Here is a 20,755-nt window from a genome sequence, read left to right as displayed (position 1 = left end):
ATAAAATCCCCTTCAAAGGAAATACTTTACACTGTACAGCAACTCCCGATAGGAGGGAACACTTTGACGAGAAACAAAGTAGAAATTTGCGGTGTTGATACAGCTAAACTTCCAGTACTAAAAAATGAAGAGATGCGTAAATTATTTCGTGAAATGCAAAGTGGAGAGATAAGCGCCAGAGAGAAATTAGTGAATGGAAACTTACGTCTTGTACTGAGCGTCATCCAAAGATTTAATAACAGAGGAGAATATGTTGATGATTTATTTCAAGTTGGTTGCATTGGACTTATGAAATCCATTGATAACTTTGATTTAGGCCAAAATGTAAAATTTTCAACGTATGCTGTGCCGATGATTATTGGGGAAATACGCAGATATTTGCGTGATAACAATCCAATTCGCGTATCTCGCTCATTACGAGATATTGCGTATAAAGCGTTGCAAGTAAGAGAAAAATTGATTGCTGAAAATTCCAAAGAACCAACAGCAATGGATATTGCCAAAGTTCTTGAAGTGACACATGAAGAAATTGTCTTTGCGTTAGATGCTATTCAAGATCCAGTTTCATTATTTGAACCGATTTATAATGATGGAGGAGATCCTATCTTTGTTATGGATCAGTTAAGTGATGAAAAACAAAAGGACGAGCAGTGGGTTGAAGAACTAGCGTTGAAAGAAGGGATGAAGCGTTTGAATGATCGTGAGAAAATGATTATTCGAAAACGGTTCTTCCAAGGAAAGACACAGATGGAAGTTGCCGAAGAAATTGGGATTTCTCAAGCACAAGTATCACGTTTGGAGAAGTCTGCTATTAAGCAAATGAATAAGACGATTCAAGGATAAGGTCCTCACCAGTTATGGTGAGGCCTTTTTTATATATAATATTTTGCTCTCATAGTAGAGTGGGTAGGTTCATATAATGAAAATAAAATGGATGTTCTATTAGTAGCGGTTATATACTGTTTACCCGCTTCAAAATTCGGCTGAAGTAAAAAGTTAGATGGAAGCGGAGCTACCCGAAAAAGTCCGATTAGCATGGGCTAATAATCAGTAGGGATGGGAAAAATCCCACTGATTAAGGTTTCACTTTATTTGAGAGTGTACTTATGATTCATGATATAAGGGAGAGGATGAATATGATACGAATTTCGGAGTTTCAAATGAAGGATGTTGTAAATATTTTAGATGGAAAAAGGCTTGGAAATATTGGAGATATTGATTTTGATATAGACACAGGTAAGATTAGGACAGTTATTATTTCCAAGCAGACACGTATGCTAGGACTCTTTGGAAAGGAAGTAGAATTTGTGATTCCTTGGGAGCAAATTATGAAAATTGGGGAAGATGTCATACTTGTCAGAGTAGATAATATTAATTCTGTAACAGAATCAATACAAACACCGACAATTTCATAAAGAATATTACAAATTCCCCTTTTTTTTCAGTTGTCATTATGAAAAAATAAAAGTATGGTAAAATAGACAGGAAGTACCATGCTTTTTTCTGTTATTTTAATTAAAAGGAGCCGCTTTATGAGAGAACCATTTAAATATGTGGACGGTATACTGTATTTACAAGCGTGGAAAGAACTTGGAAACATTACTGTTGGATTTACGACAAAAGATGGTGGAGTAAGTACAGGCTCCTTTCATGCGATGAATTTAGGATTACATGTGAATGATATCGTGGAGAATGTTCATGAAAACAGACGCATTTTAGCGAATAAGTTACAAAAACCATTAGAAAAATGGATTTGCTCTGAACAAGTTCATGATCATCATGTTGAGAAAGTAGGACTGCAAGAAAAAGGGAAAGGCGTTTATTCATATGAAGACGGTATTCCAAAAACGGATGGCATTTATACGACTAACAAAGATGTTCTCTTAACATCTTGTTACGCTGATTGTGTTCCGCTCTATTTTTATGCACCATCACATGATATGATAGGACTTGCGCATGCTGGGTGGAAAGGGACTGTAACAGAGATTGCGAAAGAAATGATTCAAAAGTGGAATGCAGAAGGTGTTTCAAGTGATGAAATTCATGTCGCAATTGGTCCTGCAATCGGATCATGTTGTTATGTTGTTGATGATCGTGTATTAACAGCAGCACAGCAAGTAGTAAACGGATCTGTTCCCTATAAAGTAATTTCTGATGGTCAGTATGCAATTAATTTAAAAGAAGTTAATCGTATATTATGTGTACAAGCAGGTATAAAAGAAGAACATATTGTAATGTCATCTCTTTGTACAAGCTGTGAAGAACAATTATTTTTCTCTCATCGTCGTGATCAAGGTAAGACGGGGAGAATGTTGAGTTTCATAGGTTTTAAGGAGGAGTGAAGCAAGTGACAGTGCAAGGGAATTTAGCAGATGTAAACGAAGCAATTAAAGAATCTTGTGCACGAGCTGGACGTTCGACGAAAGATATTAAGCTCGTTGCAGTTACAAAAACTGTAGGAATTGAAAAAACAAGCGAAGTAATTGAAGCAGGAATTATTGACTTAGGTGAAAATAGAAATGAAGGTTTCTTACAAAAATACGAGCATTTCGGTTCAAAAGTGAATTGGCATTTTATTGGCTCATTGCAAACGAGAAAAGTAAAAGAAATCATTAATGAGATTGATTATTTACATTCATTAGATCGTCTTTCGCTTGCAAAAGAAATTCAAAAACGTGCTGATAAGAAAGTTAAATGCTTTATTCAAGTGAAAACATCATCTGAAGAATCAAAGCAAGGATTGGCGATAGAAGAAACAATTTCTTTTATTCAAAGTTTGCAAGAATTGGATAAGATTGAAGTGGTAGGATTAATGACAATGGCTCCGTTTACAGGAGAAGAGGAAGAGATTCGTCGCTGCTTTAAGGAATTACGCATGCTACAAACAGAGGTGCAGGAGCTAGAATTATTACATGCACCATGTAAAGAATTATCAATGGGAATGTCAAATGATTACACGATTGCAATTGAGGAAGGCGCTACATATATTCGTTTGGGAACGGTTTTAGTAGGAAAAGCGTAAGAGGAAGGAGAAAGTTATTATGAGTTGGTCAAAAGTAAAATACTTCTTTTTTGACACACCGGAAGAAAAAGAAGCAGCTCAATATAGTTATGAAAAGGAGCAAACAGACATGAAAAAACAACAAGATCCCCCAGAACAACAAGATGTTCCGTTTGCGAAAGTGCAACCGAAGCAAAATGTAGTGAGTATTGAAACAGCGAAGCAATCTTCAAAAGTTGTTTTACTAGAACCACGCACATATTCGGAAGCGCAAGGCATTTCGGATCACTTAAAAGGTAGACGAGCTGTTGTAATTAATTTGCAAAGAATGTCTACAGATCAAGCTGTACGTATCGTTGACTTTTTAAGTGGTACTGTATACGCTATAGGCGGGGATATTCAAAAAATAGGCCCGAAAACATTTATGTGTACACCTGAAAATGTTGATATCGTTGGTGCGATTTCAGAGTTATTCGGTGAAGAAGAAGAGACAAATATAAAGAGGTGGTAATACGCCATGACAACAGTTTTAACAGTGTTACTTACTGCTATCGAGATTTACTCGTGGGCACTAATTATTTACATTCTCCTATCATGGTTTCCTGGCGCAAAGGAATCAGCTTTTGGAGATATTCTTGCGCGTATTTGTGAACCGTATTTAGAGCCGTTTAGGAGGTTTATTCCACCATTGGGTATGATTGATATTTCTCCACTTGTTGCTATTATTGCCTTGAAACTTGCTAGAGGTGGTTTAGTGAGTTTATTCAACTATTTTTTATAGTGTGAGGTTAAATACATGAGCATCTACGAGCATTTTAGACCTGATGAAGAGGTCTTTGTGGATAAAGTAATAGAGTGGAAACAGGCTGCTGAGTACCATCAAGTCAAGTTAACAGATTTTCTTGATCCAAGACAGCAACAAATTGTTTCTATGGTAATAGGGCAAGGAGATGTAGCTGTACGGTTTGATGGTGCGATGCCTGAAGCCGAACGAAAAAGAGCACTAATTTATCCAGATTATCTAGAATTAAATGAAGAGGAATTTCAAGTAGAAGTATTAGAAATTGACTATCCTTCCAAGTTTTTCACGCTAGAACATAGGCAAATATTAGGTGCATTCATGTCACTTGGTTTAACAAGGGAAAAATGTGGTGATATTTTGCTTCAAGAAGATCGTGCCCAAATTGCAGTTGCGAAAGAAGTTGTATCCTATATTGAAATGAACTTACAATCAATAGGGAAAATGAAAGTCACACTCTCTCCTATACAAGTAGAGAAAGTTTTGCGTGTAGGTGAAAAGTGGGGAGAAAAATCTGGAACAGTTTCGTCACTTCGTCTAGATGTTTTATTAGCTGAAATGCTGCATATATCTAGGCAGAAAGTACAGCCTCTTATAAAAGGTGGCCTAGTAAAAGTCAATTGGAAAACAGTAGAGCAAACTTCGTATGAATGTTTTCCGGGGGATGTTTTCTCGGTTAGAGGGTATGGACGAAGTAAATTATTTTCTGTAGAAGGTAAAACGAAGCGCGACAAATGGAGAGTTTTGTATGGTATACTAAAATGATTGGTTTTTTAGAAGGAAATTCTCTTATTTTGTCGAAGAAAAGATATAATTGAAAGAGGAAATTTAGATAATTACTTGGAGGTGGCGTTGTGCCGTTAACACCATTAGATATTCATAACAAAGAATTTGGTCGCGGATTTCGTGGCTACGATGAAGATCAAGTAAATGAGTTTCTTGATCAAATCATCAAAGATTATGAATTAGTCATTCGTGAGAAAAAAGCTTTAGAAGAAAAGGTTGCACAATTAGAAGGAAAGTTAGATCATTTTTCTAATATTGAAGATACACTGAACAAATCTATCATTGTCGCACAAGAAGCTGCTGAAGAAGTGAAGCGTAATGCGCAAAAAGAAGCAAAATTAATTGTACGTGAAGCAGAAAAAAATGCAGATCGTATCATTAACGAAGCATTAGTAAAATCAAGAAAAGTTGCATTTGATATTGAAGAGTTAAAGAAACAAGCGAAAGTATTCCGCACTCGTTTCCGTATGTTGTTAGAAACACAGCTTGAAATGTTAAGCAACGATGATTGGGACAAATTAATTGAGTTAGAAGACGAAGTGGACGAACTGTTGAAAAAAGAAGAAACAGTGTAAGCTTGACGTTTTTCTCATTATTACATATAATTTTAAACAGCATATTTATTAAGAAAAACGAAGATAGGGATAAGTACCTTTTTCATACCTTATATAGCGAACTGAGGATAGTGTAAGCTCAGGATAAGGAGATAATGGGAATATCACCCTGGAGTTCCGCGCTGAACAAATTTAGTAAGCGTAGGCGTATATTCGCGTTAAGAATATAAAGAGGACCTTATGCATTTGTATATGGTCTACTAGGGTGGTACCGCGGGAGACTTTCTCGTCCCTTTTTGGGATGAGAGGTCTCTTTTTTATTCCCTTTTTTAAGGTCTGTCGTTTATATATTTAAGGAGGAATTGAGCATGGAGTACAAAAATACATTACTAATGCCAAAAACAGAATTCCCGATGCGTGGGAATTTACCGAAACGTGAGCCTGCAATGCAAGAAACATGGGCTGAAATGAATATTTATGAAAAGGTACAAGAACATACAAAAGGTCGTCCTTTATTTGTACTACATGATGGACCTCCATATGCAAATGGTGACATCCATATGGGACACGCACTAAATAAAGTGTTAAAAGACTTTATTGTTCGTTTTAAATCAATGACAGGATACTGTGCACCATATGTGCCAGGTTGGGATACGCACGGTTTACCAATTGAACAAGCTTTAACGAATAAAGGTGTAAAGCGTAAAGAAATGACAGTTGCTGAGTTCCGTAAATTATGCGCAGAGTATGCATATGAGCAAGTAGAACGTCAACGTGAACAATTTAAGCGTTTAGGTGTACGTGCAGATTGGGATAATCCATATATTACTTTAGAGCCAGCTTATGAAGCACAACAAATTAAAGTGTTTGGTGACATGGCGAAAAAAGGTTATATCTATAAAGGACAGAAACCAGTTTACTGGTCTCCAACGAGTGAATCAGCTTTAGCAGAAGCTGAAATTGAATACCAAGATAAAAAATCAGCATCTATTTACGTAGCATTCCCTGTAAAAGACGGAAAGAACGTATTAGAAGGTGATGAGAAGTTCATTATTTGGACAACAACACCTTGGACGTTACCTGCTAACTTAGGTATTTCTGTTCATCCAGAACTTGAATATGCTATTGTGAACGTAAATGATGAGAAATATATTATTGCTTCTGAACTATTTGAGACAGTTGAAAAAACGTTAGAATGGGAAAATGCTGAAGTTGTGAAAACGGTAAAAGGTAGCGAACTTGAGTATACAGTTGCAAAACACCCATTCTACGATCGTGACTCATTAGTTATGCTAGGGGAGCACGTTACAACAGATGCTGGTACAGGTTGTGTTCATACAGCACCAGGACACGGGGAAGACGATTTCCTTGTTGGTAAGAAATATGGTTTAGAAGTTCTTTGTCCAGTTGATGATAAAGGTGTATTAACAAATGAAGCACCTGGATTTGAAGGTCTATTCTATGATAAAGCTAATAAACCAATTACGGAAAAATTAGAAGAAGTAGGTGCGTTACTAAAATTAACATTTATTACGCATTCATACCCACATGATTGGAGAACGAAAAAACCAATTATTTTCCGTGCAACAGCACAGTGGTTTGCATCTATTGAAGCATTCCGTAAAGAATTATTACAAGCTGTTGAAGAAACGAAATGGGTTCCAGCATGGGGTGAAACTCGTCTTCATAATATGGTTCGTGACCGTGGTGATTGGTGTATTTCTCGTCAACGTGCATGGGGTGTACCGATTCCAGTATTTTATGCGGAAAATGGAGACCCAATTATTACAGATGAAACAATTAGCAATGTAGCAGATTTATTCCGTGAACACGGTTCTAACGTATGGTTCGAGCGTGAAGCGAAAGATCTATTACCAGAAGGATTTACACATCCAGGTAGCCCAAATGGTGAATTCCGTAAAGAAACAGACATTATGGATGTATGGTTTGATTCAGGTTCTTCTCACCAAGCGGTATTAGAAGAGCGTGATGATTTACAACGTCCAGCAGATTTATATTTAGAAGGATCTGACCAATATCGTGGTTGGTTTAACTCTTCATTATCAACAGCAGTTGCTGTAACAGGTAAAGCACCGTATAAAGGTGTTCTAAGCCACGGTTTCGTACTAGATGGTGACGGACGTAAAATGAGTAAGTCGATTGGAAACATCGTCGTACCGAAGAAAATTATGGATCAATTAGGCGGAGATATTTTACGCTTATGGGTATCTTCTGTTGACTATCAATCTGATGTACGTATTTCAGATGATATTTTAAAACAAGTAGCAGAAGTATATCGTAAAATCCGTAATACATTCCGTTTCTTATTAGGAAACTTAGATGACTTTAATCCAAGTGAAAATACAGTGGTGGCAGCTGAGCTTCGTGAAGTTGACCGTTATATGTTAGTAAAATTAAATGAATTAATTACAAAAGTGAAAGAAGCGTATGAAGCATATGACTTTGCAGCAGTATATCACGCAATTCATAACTTCTGTACAATTGATTTAAGCTCATTCTATTTAGACTTTGCGAAAGACATTTTATACATTGAAGGTGCAAATCACCAAGATCGCCGCGCGATTCAAACAGTATTATATGATGTTCTTGTTGCATTAACAAAACTTGTAACACCAATCTTACCTCATACAGCTGATGAAGTATGGCCTTATGTTCCTGGTGCAGAAGAAGAAAGTGTACAGTTAACTAATATGCCAGAAGTTGTAGAAGTAGATGGTGCCGAAGCGTTAAAAACAAAATGGGATGCATTTATGACGTTACGTGATGACGTATTAAAAGCGTTAGAAGTCGCTCGTAATGAAAAAGTAATTGGTAAGTCATTAAATGCAAGTATTACACTATATCCGACTGCAGAAATGAAAGCTATGTTAGAGTCTATTAGTGAAGACTTAAAGCAACTATTTATTGTTTCTGAGTATAAACTTGGTGGTATGATAGAAGAAGCTCCGGCAGATGCACCTAAGTATGAGCATACAGCGGTTGTTGTAGCTCAAGCAACTGGTGATACGTGTGAACGTTGTTGGGTTGTTTCAGAAACAATTGGCAAAGATGCGGAACATGAAACATTGTGTGAGCGCTGTGCAACAGTTGTTAAAGAAAACTACGTAAAATAATGAAAAAACTGACTGCTCATAAGAGTAGTCAGTTTTTTGTTGATGATATATCGAAATAACTTTCACTCTCTTTCCTATGAAGGAAAAATGTGTGTGAGGTAAGCGTAGAAATTTCGGACACACTAATTGTACATTGCAGCTGGGAGGAATGTACACGTGAATGAAATTTATATGGAAATAAAAGAAGAATTGCAATTGATGAGAAAAGAGTTGCAAGATAGACTGGCGAAAGAAGTAATGCACACATACTATATGGAATTTGGGCAAGAACTTGGATACGGCATAAAGGAAGAGACAAAGAAAAAATTGCTATTACATGATATAAAAGAGGATTTAAAAGATGTAGAACGTGCATTGTTTAAAATGGAAATAGATATGTACGGTATTTGTGAAGAAACTGGAAGAGCGATTTCTACAAAACAAATGAAAACAATGCCGACTGCTCGTACTATTCATGAATTTTTCTATGAAAAGGTAAATGTATGAATACGCACAACGATATTATGTTACCTTTTTTTAATTTATTTTATTCTTCTATAAAGGTTCATTGTGAAAAGGCAGCAGCTATGCTAAAATTTTGAGGTACACTGTCTTTATGGGGGAAATGAAAATGATATATTATGTAATAGCGTTATTTGTCATTGCCATCGATCAAATATCGAAATGGCTAATTGTAAAGAACATGGAATTGGGTACGAGCATTCCGATTATCGATAATGTATTATACATAACATCACATCGAAATAGAGGAGCTGCCTGGGGTATTTTAGAAAATAAAATGTGGTTTTTCTACATTATTACAGTCATTTTCGTAGCATTTATCGTATTTTATATGAAAAAATATGCGAAAACGGACAAGCTTCTAGGTATTTCATTAGGTCTAATTTTAGGCGGAGCAATTGGCAATTTTATTGATCGTGTATTTAGACAAGAAGTAGTGGATTTCATTCACGTGTATATTTTCTCGTACAACTATCCAGTATTCAATATAGCTGACTCAGCATTATGTATTGGAGTTGTATTAATTATTATTCAAACAGTATTAGAAGGAAAGAAAACGAAGGAGTAATTGAATGAGTGAAGTAGTACAAGTAACAGTTGCAGAAGAACAAAAAGGCGAGCGAATTGATAAATTCGTTGCAGAAATAAACAGTGAATGGTCACGTTCACAAGTGCAGCAATGGATTAAAGATGCTGTTGTGACAGTAAATGGGAAATCAGTTAAAGGGAATTATAAAGTAAAGGGAAATGATGAAATTACAGTAACAATTCCCGAGCCAGAAGAGTTAGATATTCAACCGGAAGATATGAATTTAGAAGTTTATTATGAAGATGCCGATGTACTAGTTGTAAATAAGCCGCGTGGCATGGTAGTACATCCAGCACCAGGGCATACGAAGGGTACGCTTGTAAACGGACTTATGCATCATTGTACAGACCTATCAGGTATTAACGGTGTAATGCGTCCTGGTATAGTACACCGTATTGATAAGGATACATCTGGATTATTAATGGTTGCTAAAAATGATATGGCGCACGAATCACTTGTAAATCAACTTGTAGCCAAAACGGTAACGAGACGTTATAAAGCGATTGTACATGGTGTAATTCCACATGATAAAGGCACAATTGATGCTCCAATTGGTCGTGATAAAAAAGAACGTCAAAGTATGACCGTTGATGAAAATGGTAAGAATGCAGTTACACATTTCCAAGTGTTAGAGCGATTTAAGGATTTCACACTTGTAGAATGTCGTTTAGAAACGGGACGTACACATCAAATTCGTGTTCATATGAAATATATTGGTTATCCACTTGCAGGGGATCCAAAGTATGGTCCGAAGAAAACATTAGACATGAATGGACAAGCACTTCATGCAGGGATTTTAGGTTTCGATCACCCTCGTACGGATGAATATATTGAGTTTGAGGCACCGATTCCAGAAGTGTTTGAAGAAGCGCTAAATATTTTACGGAAATAGTATTGACAAATCATAAGAAAACTGAGATACTGACAACAGTTAAATAATGATCCTTTAACACAGCCCCGTGAGGTTGAGAAGGTAACGGTTTGAAATACTTAGGGTATGCTATACCCTTTTTTCAAAAGTCCTCTCGCACACGCTGAGAGGACTTTTTTTATACCATTACTCTCACGCAAGAAAAAAACTTGGAGGTGTAGAGCATGCAAGAGAAAGCTGTCGTTTTAGATGACCAAATGATTCGCCGCGCTTTAACACGAATTAGTCATGAAATCGTGGAACGAAATAAAGGTGTCGATAATTGTGTTCTTGTCGGAATAAAAACACGTGGAATTTTTATTGCACAACGTTTGGCAGAACGAATTGGTCAAATTGAAGGAAAAGAGATGGAAGTAGGAGAGTTAGATATTACGTTATATCGTGATGATTTAACACTACAATCGAAACATAAAGAACCACTTGTAAAAGGTTCTGATATTCCTGTAGATATTACGAAGAAAAAAGTTATCCTTGTGGATGATGTGTTATATACAGGAAGAACAGTTCGAGCAGCAATGGATGCTCTTATGGATTTAGGTAGACCATCACAAATCCAATTGGCTGTTCTTGTTGATAGAGGTCATCGAGAATTACCAATTCGCGCTGATTATGTAGGAAAGAACATTCCAACATCTAGTGAAGAGCGTATCGAAGTTGATTTGCAAGAGACAGATCAACAAGATCGAGTAAGCATATACGATAAGTAAAGCCCTTTTAAATGTAGTCCTGTGAGGCTGCCAAAGGGTCTTGGCTTTCATGTGTCAAATTTGGCATACGAAAGTGTAGGACTCTTTGTGCACAGGCACAAAGAGTTTTTTTATTGCAAAAATTAAAACTGAAGGAGGATGTAACAATGGAGCAAAAGCCAGTGTTAGACATTCATGAAGTACCGAAACCGGGAAAATGGTTATTATTAAGTATACAACATTTGTTCGCGATGTTTGGATCAACAGTGCTTGTTCCATTTTTAACAGGACTGAATCCATCAGTAGCTTTAATATCAAGTGGATTAGGAACGCTAGCGTTTCTTCTAATAACGAAAGGTCAAGTACCAGCATATTTAGGATCATCATTTGCCTTTATTGCACCAATTATTACGGCAAAAACAGCAGGTGGACCTGGAGCAGCAATGCTTGGAGGAATGCTTGCGGGACTTGTGTACATCTTAATCTCACTCGGAATTAAGAAATCTGGGTCAGAGTGGATTATGAAATTACTTCCTCCAATCGTAGTTGGACCAGTCGTAATGGTAATCGGTTTATCTTTAGCGCATACAGCAGTGAACATGGCGATGAACGGTGCTGATGGTAAGTATAGCATTACACACTTTTCAGTAGCATTAGTAACATTAGCAATTACAATCATTTGCTCCATATTCGGGAGAGGGTTTTTCAGTATCATACCAGTGCTACTTGGAATCATCGGTGGGTATATATTCGCTTACTTCCAAGGGCTAGTAGATTTAAAGCCAGTAGCTGAGGCGAAATGGTTTGTCATACCAGACTTCACAGTACCGTTTGTAACATATACTCCGGAGTTTTCCTGGAAAATTGTACTCTTAATGGTACCAGTTGCACTTGTAACAATTTCAGAACATATCGGACATCAAATTGTACTTGGAAATGTTATTAAAAGAGATTTAATTGAAAAACCAGGTTTACATCGTTCAATCTTCGGTGATGGGGTAGCAACATTGATCGCATCACTAATAGGAGGACCACCGAATACAACGTACGGTGAAAACATCGGTGTGCTAGCAATTACGAGAGCATACAGTGTATACTTATTCATCGGTTCAGCAGTGTTCGCAATCATGTTTGGATTTATCGGGAAGATTTCAGCACTGATTCATTCGATTCCAACACCGGTTATGGGTGGTGTATCAATCCTACTCTTCGGTGTAATCGCATCAAGTGGTTTACGTATGATGGTAGACGATAAAACAGACTTAGGCGACAAACGAAACTTAATGATTGCATCAGTTATACTAGTAATCGGTATTGGCGGGGCGGTACTACACGTAGGTGAATCGTTCCAAGTAGAAGGAATGGCACTAGCAGCAATTGTAGGTGTACTATTAAATCTACTACTACCAGAGACAAAACAAACAAACAAAACAAAACAATCTAAGCAGATTGCTTCATAAAAATAACCTTTTAATTCAGTCCTGTGAGATAGAAAAGGGTGGCTACTTTAACGCACCCTAGTCTCAAAAGGCTAGGGTATTTTTATACAGTTATTGTTATAAAAATTCGATGGTGTTATCATAAAAAACAGAAAGATGAGGGATGACGATGAGCCATTTGTTAACGATGAGTGAATTATCGGAACAAGAAATTTCAGAAATCCTAAAAGACGCAGAAGATTTCGCGAATGGAAAAGAGAGAAAAACGACAGAGCAAACATTTGTTGCGAACTTGTTCTTTGAGAATAGTACGAGGACGAGATTTAGCTTTGAAGTTGCTGAGAAGAGATTAGGACTTGAAGTATTAGACTTTTCCGCAGATGCATCTAGCGTACAAAAAGGAGAAACTTTATACGATACGATAAGAACACTAGAATCAATCGGAACAAAAGCGGTAGTCATCCGCCATGAGCAAGATCGTTACTTCGATGAATTAAAAAATCAGGTGAATATCCCAATCTTGAACGCTGGAGATGGATGTGGAAATCATCCAACGCAATGTCTACTCGATCTTCTAACAATTAAACAAGAGTTTGGAAGATTTGAAGGTTTGAAGATTGCAATAGTTGGGGATGTTCGTCATAGCCGAGTAGCACGTTCTAATGCAGAAGCATTAACGAAACTGGGCGCGACAATTTACTTTGCAAGCCCAGAAGAGTGGAAAGATGAAGAGAACACATTTGGAACGTACAAGAGTTTAGATGAACTTGTTCCAGAAGTGGATGTGATGATGTTACTTCGTGTACAACATGAGCGTCATGATCATTATGAAACGGACATTATGAAAGAGTATCACGATCAACATGGGTTAACAGTTGAAAGAGAAAAAAGTATGAAAGAAGGAAGCATTATTATGCATCCAGCCCCTGTAAACCGTGATGTTGAAATTGCGAGTGAACTTGTCGAGTGTGAACGCTCACGCATATTTAAGCAAATGGAAAACGGGGTCTACGTAAGAATGGCTGTACTAAAACGCGCATTACCAAATGTATTAGGAGGAATGAAACATGAATTATTTGTTTAAAAACGGTCGTTATATGAATGAAGAAGGAAAAATTGTAGCAACAGATCTTCTCGTACAAGACGGTAAAATTGCGAAGGTAGCAGAAAATATTACGGCAGATAATGCTGAAGTAATCGATGTAAATGGAAAGTTAATCGCACCTGGATTAGTAGATGTACACGTTCATCTTCGTGAACCAGGTGGTGAACATAAAGAAACAATTGAAACAGGAACACTTGCAGCAGCAAAAGGTGGATTTACTACAATTTGCGCAATGCCAAACACACGCCCAGTACCAGATTGTAAAGAACATATGGAAGACCTGCAAAAGCGTATTAAAGAAAAAGCACATGTAAATGTATTACCATATGGAGCCATTACAGTACGTCAAGCAGGTTCTGAAATGACTGATTTTGAAACGTTAAAAGAACTTGGAGCGTTTGCTTTCACTGATGATGGCGTAGGTGTGCAAGGTGCAAGCATGATGTTAGCTGCAATGAAGCGTGCAGCGAAATTAAATATGGCAGTTGTTGCACACTGTGAAGAGAACACACTTATTAATAAAGGATGTGTACATGAAGGGAAGTTTTCTGAGAAACACGGATTAAACGGTATCCCATCAGTATGTGAATCCGTACATATTGCCCGGGACATCTTACTTGCGGAAGCTGCAAATTGTCACTATCACGTATGTCACGTAAGTACAAAAGGATCTGTACGTGTAATCCGTGACGCGAAACGTGCTGGAATTAAGGTGACAGCAGAAGTAACACCGCATCACTTAGTATTATGTGAAGATGATATCCCATCGGCTGATCCTAACTTTAAAATGAATCCACCGCTTCGAGGAAAAGAAGATCATGCAGCGTTAATTGAAGGACTATTAGATGGAACAATTGATATGATCGCAACTGACCATGCACCGCATACTGCAGAAGAGAAAGCGCAAGGGATTGAAAGAGCGCCGTTCGGAATTACTGGTTTTGAAACAGCATTCCCGCTTTTATATACGAACCTTGTGAAAAAAGAAATCATTACATTAGAGCAACTAATTCAATTCTTAACAGAAAAACCAGCTGACACATTCGGTTTAGAAGCAGGGCGCCTAACAGAAGGTAGAACAGCGGATATTACAATTATCGATTTAGAACAAGAAGAAGAAATTGATCCAACAACATTCTTATCAAAAGGAAAAAATACACCATTCGCAGGTTGGAAATGCCAAGGTTGGCCGGTTATGACAATCGTTGGTGGTAAGATCGCATGGCAAAAGGAGAGTGCATTAGTATGAAAAGACAACTTATCTTAGAAGATGGAACGGTATTAATTGGAAAAGGTTTCGGAGGAGAAATCGAAAAGTCAGGTGAGGTTGTATTTACAACTGGGATGACTGGATATCAAGAAACTTTATCTGATCCATCATACTGCGGTCAAATCGTAACATTTACGTATCCATTAATCGGAAACTACGGCATTAACCGTGATGATTTTGAATCAATTCACCCATCTGTAAATGGTTTAATCGTAAACGAAATTTGTGATCACCCATCAAATTTCCGTAATGAAATTTCGTTAAATGATTACTTGAAAGAAAGAAATATCCCAGGATTAGCAGGAATTGATACGAGAAAATTAACAAGAAAAATTCGTGAATATGGAACTTTACGCGGACGTCTTTGCAATATGGATGTGGATGTAGAGGACATCGTTAGCCAATTGAAAGCAACTGTCTTTACAGATCATGTGAAACGCGTATCAACAAAAGACCCATACCCAAGTCCAGGCCGTGGTCATCGCGTTGTACTTGTAGACTTCGGAATGAAACATGGTATTTTGCGAGAATTAAATAAGCGTGACTGTGATGTAATTGTTGTACCTTACAATACAACAGCAGAAGAAATTTTACGTCTTAGCCCAGATGGAATTATGTTAAGTAATGGACCTGGGGACCCAAAAGATGTACCAGAAGCAATTGAAATGTTAAAAGACATTATTGGTAAAGTTCCTTTATTCGGGATTTGCCTAGGACATCAATTGTTCGCGCTAGCATCTGGTGCGAATACAAGTAAGTTAAAATTCGGTCACCGTGGTTTAAATCATCCAGTAAAAAATCTTGCAACTGGAAAAGTAGCAATTACATCTCAAAACCATGGTTACGCAGTAGAAGAGGAATCAGTTGGAAATACAGAACTTGAAATTACACATGTTGCTTTAAATGATGGAACAGTAGAAGGTCTTCGTCATACGAAATTCCCAGCATTTACAGTGCAATACCATCCAGAAGCTTCTGCAGGACCAGAAGATGCAAATGATTTATTCGAAGATTTCTTAGCAATGATTGAAAACTTCAAGAAAGAAGGGGAAGAGTTATGCCAAAACGCCTAGACATTAACACAATTTTAGTAATCGGATCAGGACCAATTGTAATTGGGCAAGCAGCAGAGTTTGATTACTCTGGTACACAAGCTTGTCAATCTCTTAGAGAAGAAGGTTACAAAGTAATCCTTGTTAACTCTAACCCAGCAACAATTATGACAGATACTGCAACAGCAGATAAAGTATATATAGAACCATTAACACTAGAATTTGTAAGCCGTATTATTCGTAAAGAACGTCCAGATGCACTCCTACCAACATTAGGTGGTCAAACAGGCCTGAATATGGCTGTTGAACTTGCGAAATCAGGCATACTTGAAGAGTGCGGAGTTGAAATTTTAGGAACAAAATTATCAGCAATCGAGCAAGCCGAGGATCGTGACTTATTCCGTACATTAATGCAGGAATTAAATGAACCAATTCCATCTAGTACTATTATTCATACGCTGGAAGAAGCACATGAATTTGTAAAAGAAATTGGTTATCCAGTTATTGTTCGCCCAGCATTTACAATGGGGGGAACAGGTGGCGGAATCTGTAATAATGAAGAGGAACTAATTGAAATCGTATCAGGTGGATTAAAACATAGTCCAGTAACACAATGTTTATTAGAAAAGAGTATTGCTGGTTGTAAGGAAATTGAATATGAAGTAATGCGTGATTCGAATGATAACGCGATTGTAGTATGTAACATGGAAAATATCGATCCGGTTGGGGTTCACACAGGTGATTCTATCGTTGTAGCACCGAGCCAAACATTAAGTGACCGTGAGTATCAAATGTTACGAAACACTTCATTACGAATTATTCGCGCATTAGGAATTGAAGGTGGATGTAACGTTCAGCTTGCACTTGATCCACATAGCTTCCAATACTATGTAATCGAAGTAAACCCGCGTGTGAGTCGTTCGTCTGCACTAGCATCTAAAGCAACTGGATATCCAATTGCGAAGCTAGCGGCGAAAATTGCAGTCGGTTTAACATTAGATGAAATTGTAAACCCAGTAACACAAAAAACATACGCTTGCTTCGAGCCAGCATTAGACTATGTTGTTTCAAAAATTCCACGTTGGCCATTTGATAAGTTTGAATCAGCAAACAGAACACTTGGTACACAAATGAAGGCAACTGGTGAAGTTATGTCAATCGGACGTAACTTAGAACAATCATTATTAAAAGCGATCCGTTCTTTAGAGCTTGGCGTTTATCACCTAGAGTTAGACCACTTAAAAGAGCTTGATAAAGAAACGATGAAAAAGCGTATTATAAAAGCTGATGACGAGCGTCTGTTCGTTGTAGCAGAAGCGATCCGTCAAGGTGTAACGAAAGAAGAAATCAACGAATGGTGTGAAATGGACTTCTTCTTCTTACAAAAAGTTGAAAATATCGTAAACATGGAACGCGAAGTAAAAGCGAATGTAGGAAATATGGAAGTGTTACAATCTGCGAAAGAAATGGGCTTCAGTGACCATTACATCGCCAATGCTTGGAACAAAACAGAGCGTGAAATTTACGATATGCGTAAAGAAAGCAATATGACTCCTGTTTATAAGATGGTAGATACTTGTGCGGCAGAGTTTGAATCTGCAACACCATACTACTACAGCACATATGGTGACGAGAATGAATCGATTGTAACAGATCGTAAGAGTGTAGTTGTACTAGGATCTGGTCCAATCCGTATTGGTCAAGGTGTTGAGTTTGATTATGCAACAGTTCACTCTGTATGGGCAATAAAAGAAGCTGGATATGAGGCAATCATTGTTAATAACAACCCTGAAACAGTTTCAACAGACTTCAGTATTTCTGACAAATTATACTTTGAACCATTAACAATCGAAGATGTAATGCACATTATCGATTTAGAAAAGCCAGAAGGTGTTATCGTCCAATTCGGTGGACAAACGGCAATTAACTTAGCAGCTAAATTAGAAGCACACGGTGTGAAGATCTTAGGAACATCACTTGAAGATTTAGACCGTGCAGAAGATCGTGATAAGTTTGAAGCAGCTTTAACAAAGCTTGGTATCCCGCAACCAGTTGGTAAAACAGCAACGACTGTAGAGCAAGCAGTAGCGATCGCTGACAAAATTGGTTACCCAGTATTAGTAAGACCATCTTACGTACTAGGTGGACGTGCGATGGAAATCGTATATCGTCAAGAAGAATTACTGCATTACATGAAAAATGCGGTTAAAGTTCACGCAGATCACCCAGTATTAATCGACCGTTATATGGTTGGTAAAGAAATTGAAGTAGATGCAATTTCAGACGGTGAGAATGTATTCATTCCAGGTATTATGGAACATATCGAACGCGCTGGAGTTCACTCTGGGGATTCAATTGGAGTATATCCACCACAGAGCTTATCTGAAAAACTAAAAGAACAAATTATTGAACATACAATTGCGCTTGGAAAAGGTTTAAACATTGTTGGATTACTAAACATTCAGTTTGTAGTATTCAAAGATGAAGTGTATGTAATTGAAGTAAATCCACGTGCGAGCCGTACAGTACCATTCTTAAGTAAAATTACAGGCGTACCGATGGCAAATATCGCAACGAAAGTTATTTTAGGTCAAAACCTTGTAGAACAAGGATATGGAACTGGCTATCACCCAGAAGAGAAGGAAGTGTATGTAAAAGCACCGGTATTCTCATTTGCGAAACTACGCTCAGTTGATACAACATTAGGGCCTGAAATGAAATCAACAGGGGAAGTAATGGGTAAAGATTTAACGCTTGAAAAAGCATTATATAAAGGACTTGTTGCTTCAGGAATTAACATTCCAACGCACGGATCAGTAATTATCACTGTAGCGGATAAAGATAAAGAAGAAGCGCTGGAAATTGCAAAACGCTTCCATGAAATCGGCTATAATTTATTAGCAACAGCAGGAACAGCACAATCCCTAACAGAACAAAACATTCCGGTGCAAGTTGTAAACAAAATTGATTCTGAAGACTACAACTTACTTGATATTATCCGTCAAGGGAAAGCGCAGTTTGTAATCAATACATTAACAAAAGGAAAACAACCAGCGCGTGATGGTTTCCGCATTCGCCGTGAATCAGTAGAAAATGGTGTGGCTTGCTTAACATCACTTGATACAACGAGAGCAATCTTGAGAGTATTAGAATCTATGACATTCTCAGCTCATTCAATGAAAGAAATTACGCAAACGAAGCGTCACGAGGTGGTACATGCATGATGCAAAAGCAAAATATGATCGTCGTTAACCAAAAAGAAATCGCAAAAAACATTTACGAATTAGTGCTTCAAGGGGATCTAGTGCAGCAAATGAAGGATCCAGGGCAGTTTGTACACATTAAGGTAGCAGAGGGCATTACGCCCCTTCTGCGCCGCCCAATTAGTATTTGTAATGTTGATCAAGACAAGAACGAATTTACAATGCTATATCGTGCGGAAGGACAAGGAACAAAAACATTAGCGAAAAGAAAACAAGGTGAACTTGTAGATGTGTTAGGACCACTTGGTCATGGATTTCCTGTAGAAGAAGCGCAATCTGGACAAACGGCTCTATTAGTTGGTGGGGGGATTGGTGTACCACCACTATATGAATTGTCACAGCGTCTTGTAGCAAAAGGAGTACGCGTTATTCACATCTTAGGTTTCCAAACGAAAGATGTTGTCTTCTATGAAGAGAAATTCGCAGAGCTTGGTGATACGTATGTTGCAACAGTTGATGGTACACATGGTACAAAAGGGTTTGTAACAGATGTAATTGATAGCTATGGAATGGACTTTGACATTCTCTACTCATGTGGACCTTTAGCGATGCTTCGTGCATTAGAAGGGCGCTATAAGGAGAGAAAAGCCTACATTTCATTAGAAGAACGTATGGGCTGTGGCATCGGAGCATGTTTCGCATGTGTATGCCATTTACAAGCAGATCCGAGTGGACATTCTTACAAGAAGGTGTGTAGCGACGGACCAGTATTTCCAATCGGGGAGGTTGTACTATGAACAGATTGCAAGTTGAATTACCAGGGTTATCATTAAAAAATCCAATCATCCCAGCATCTGGTTGCTTCGGATTTGGTCGTGAGTATGCACAGTTCTATGATTTAAGTGTACTTGGATCAATTATGATTAAAGCGACAACAGAACAACCTCGTTATGGAAACCCAACGCCTCGTGTTGCTGAAACACCAGGCGGAATGCTAAATGCAATCGGGCTTCAAAATCCTGGATTAGAAAAGGTAATGAATTCTGAATTACCTTTTCTCGAGCAATTTGATCTTCCGATTATTGCAAACGTTGCGGGTTCACAAGCTGAGGATTACGTAGCGGTTGCGAAGGCAATTTCAAAGGCACCTAATGTTCATGCGCTAGAATTAAATATTTCTTGTCCAAACGTAAAAACGGGTGGTATCGCTTTTGGTACAAATCCTGAAATTGCTGCTGATTTAACGAAGCGAGTAAAAGAGGTTTCTGAAGTACCGGTATATGTGAAATTGTCACCGAACGTGGCAAACATTGTGGAAATTGCAAAAGCAATTGAAAATGCGGGTGCGGACGGTTTAACGATGATTAATACATTGCTTGGTATGCGTCTAGATTTAAAAACTGCAAAACCAATTTTAGCAAACCGTACGGGCGGACTATCAGGGCCTGCGATTAAGCCAGTAGCAATTCGTATGGTACATGAAGTAAGTCAAGCGGTTAACATTCCGATTATCGGAATGGGTGGTATTGAAACAGCGGAAGATGTAATTGAATTCTTCTATGCTGGCGCAAGCGCGGTTGCAGTTGGAACGGCGAACTTTATCGATCCGTTCGTATGTCCGACAATTATTGAAGAATTACCAGCATTACTAGATGAATTAGGATTTGATCACATTTCGGAATGTCGAGGAAGGAGCTGGAAGTAA

The 20,755-nt window shown here is 37.8% G+C and carries 20 protein-coding genes and 1 other annotated feature; all 20 genes read left to right on the top strand.

What is annotated here, in order from left to right; genetic code table 11:
• Positions 1 to 63 precede the first annotated feature (63 nt).
• A complete protein-coding gene (sigG, locus tag MHB76_RS18330; protein WP_000197755.1) occupies positions 64 to 843 on the top strand; it encodes an RNA polymerase sporulation sigma factor SigG in 780 nt (259 codons plus the stop codon).
• A gap of 293 nt (positions 844 to 1,136) precedes the next feature.
• Positions 1,137 to 1,415, top strand: coding sequence for a YlmC/YmxH family sporulation protein (locus tag MHB76_RS18325; protein WP_033710824.1), 279 nt, complete (start codon positions 1,137 to 1,139; stop codon positions 1,413 to 1,415).
• Between the two features lie 117 nt (positions 1,416 to 1,532).
• A complete protein-coding gene (pgeF, locus tag MHB76_RS18320; protein WP_002111428.1) occupies positions 1,533 to 2,342 on the top strand; it encodes a peptidoglycan editing factor PgeF in 810 nt (269 codons plus the stop codon).
• Between the two features lie 5 nt (positions 2,343 to 2,347).
• On the top strand, positions 2,348 to 3,022 hold the full coding sequence (locus MHB76_RS18315) for a YggS family pyridoxal phosphate-dependent enzyme (RefSeq protein WP_002111427.1): 675 nt from the start codon (positions 2,348 to 2,350) through the stop codon (positions 3,020 to 3,022).
• A 19-nt stretch (positions 3,023 to 3,041) separates the two neighbouring features.
• Entirely contained in the window at positions 3,042 to 3,512 is a 471-nt protein-coding gene (locus MHB76_RS18310) for a cell division protein SepF (protein WP_002014721.1), read from the top strand.
• 6 nt (positions 3,513 to 3,518) lie between these two features.
• Complete coding sequence (locus tag MHB76_RS18305; RefSeq protein ID WP_078172915.1) at positions 3,519 to 3,782, top strand: YggT family protein; 264 nt, start codon at positions 3,519 to 3,521, stop codon at positions 3,780 to 3,782.
• A gap of 15 nt (positions 3,783 to 3,797) precedes the next feature.
• Entirely contained in the window at positions 3,798 to 4,565 is a 768-nt protein-coding gene (locus MHB76_RS18300; protein WP_002111424.1) for a YlmH family RNA-binding protein, read from the top strand.
• A gap of 89 nt (positions 4,566 to 4,654) precedes the next feature.
• Positions 4,655 to 5,161: a septum site-determining protein DivIVA gene (gene divIVA / locus MHB76_RS18295; protein WP_002088249.1), complete on the top strand. Its 507-nt coding sequence runs from the start codon at positions 4,655 to 4,657 to the stop codon at positions 5,159 to 5,161.
• A 51-nt stretch (positions 5,162 to 5,212) separates the two neighbouring features.
• Positions 5,213 to 5,437: a binding site (T-box leader), on the top strand.
• Positions 5,438 to 5,508: 71 nt separating this feature from the next.
• Entirely contained in the window at positions 5,509 to 8,274 is a 2,766-nt protein-coding gene (ileS2, locus tag MHB76_RS18290; RefSeq protein WP_078172916.1) for an isoleucine--tRNA ligase, read from the top strand.
• 156 nt (positions 8,275 to 8,430) lie between these two features.
• Positions 8,431 to 8,760, top strand: a complete 330-nt coding sequence (locus MHB76_RS18285; RefSeq protein WP_002160708.1) for a hypothetical protein — start codon at positions 8,431 to 8,433, stop codon at positions 8,758 to 8,760.
• 124 nt (positions 8,761 to 8,884) lie between these two features.
• Entirely contained in the window at positions 8,885 to 9,343 is a 459-nt protein-coding gene (lspA, locus tag MHB76_RS18280) for a lipoprotein signal peptidase LspA (protein WP_002088246.1), read from the top strand.
• Between the two features lie 4 nt (positions 9,344 to 9,347).
• Positions 9,348 to 10,256 carry an RluA family pseudouridine synthase gene (locus tag MHB76_RS18275; RefSeq protein WP_078172917.1) on the top strand — a complete coding sequence of 303 codons (909 nt, stop codon included), beginning with the start codon at positions 9,348 to 9,350 and terminating at the stop codon, positions 10,254 to 10,256.
• A 203-nt stretch (positions 10,257 to 10,459) separates the two neighbouring features.
• Entirely contained in the window at positions 10,460 to 11,002 is a 543-nt protein-coding gene (gene pyrR / locus MHB76_RS18270) for a bifunctional pyrimidine operon transcriptional regulator/uracil phosphoribosyltransferase (RefSeq protein ID WP_001156489.1), read from the top strand.
• Positions 11,003 to 11,148: 146 nt separating this feature from the next.
• Entirely contained in the window at positions 11,149 to 12,441 is a 1,293-nt protein-coding gene (gene uraA / locus MHB76_RS18265; RefSeq protein ID WP_002111419.1) for a uracil permease, read from the top strand.
• Positions 12,442 to 12,589: 148 nt separating this feature from the next.
• On the top strand, positions 12,590 to 13,504 hold the full coding sequence (gene pyrB / locus MHB76_RS18260) for an aspartate carbamoyltransferase (protein WP_078172919.1): 915 nt from the start codon (positions 12,590 to 12,592) through the stop codon (positions 13,502 to 13,504).
• Positions 13,488 to 14,774 (top strand): dihydroorotase, encoded by a 1,287-nt coding sequence (pyrC, locus tag MHB76_RS18255; protein ID WP_078172920.1) that lies wholly within the window; start codon positions 13,488 to 13,490, stop codon positions 14,772 to 14,774. The genes pyrB and pyrC overlap by 17 nt, the downstream gene beginning before the upstream one ends.
• A complete protein-coding gene (locus MHB76_RS18250; protein WP_016106020.1) occupies positions 14,771 to 15,868 on the top strand; it encodes a carbamoyl phosphate synthase small subunit in 1,098 nt (365 codons plus the stop codon). Before pyrC ends, MHB76_RS18250 begins: the two co-directional genes overlap by 4 nt.
• Positions 15,853 to 19,071, top strand: a complete 3,219-nt coding sequence (gene carB, locus MHB76_RS18245) for a carbamoyl-phosphate synthase large subunit (RefSeq protein WP_002146052.1) — start codon at positions 15,853 to 15,855, stop codon at positions 19,069 to 19,071. Before MHB76_RS18250 ends, carB begins: the two co-directional genes overlap by 16 nt.
• Positions 19,068 to 19,847, top strand: coding sequence for a dihydroorotate oxidase B electron transfer subunit (pyrK, locus tag MHB76_RS18240; protein WP_078172922.1), 780 nt, complete (start codon positions 19,068 to 19,070; stop codon positions 19,845 to 19,847). The genes carB and pyrK overlap by 4 nt, the downstream gene beginning before the upstream one ends.
• Entirely contained in the window at positions 19,844 to 20,755 is a 912-nt protein-coding gene (gene pyrD, locus MHB76_RS18235; protein ID WP_016106019.1) for a dihydroorotate oxidase B catalytic subunit, read from the top strand. The genes pyrK and pyrD overlap by 4 nt, the downstream gene beginning before the upstream one ends.

The sequence above is a fragment of the Bacillus sp. FSL M7-1345 genome, from assembly GCF_038006985.1.
Taxonomy (GTDB): Bacteria; Bacillota; Bacilli; order Bacillales; family Bacillaceae_G; genus Bacillus_A; species Bacillus_A cereus_U.
The sequence above is the reverse complement of the archived record's forward strand: the minus strand, read 5'-3'. Positions and strand labels throughout refer to the sequence as shown.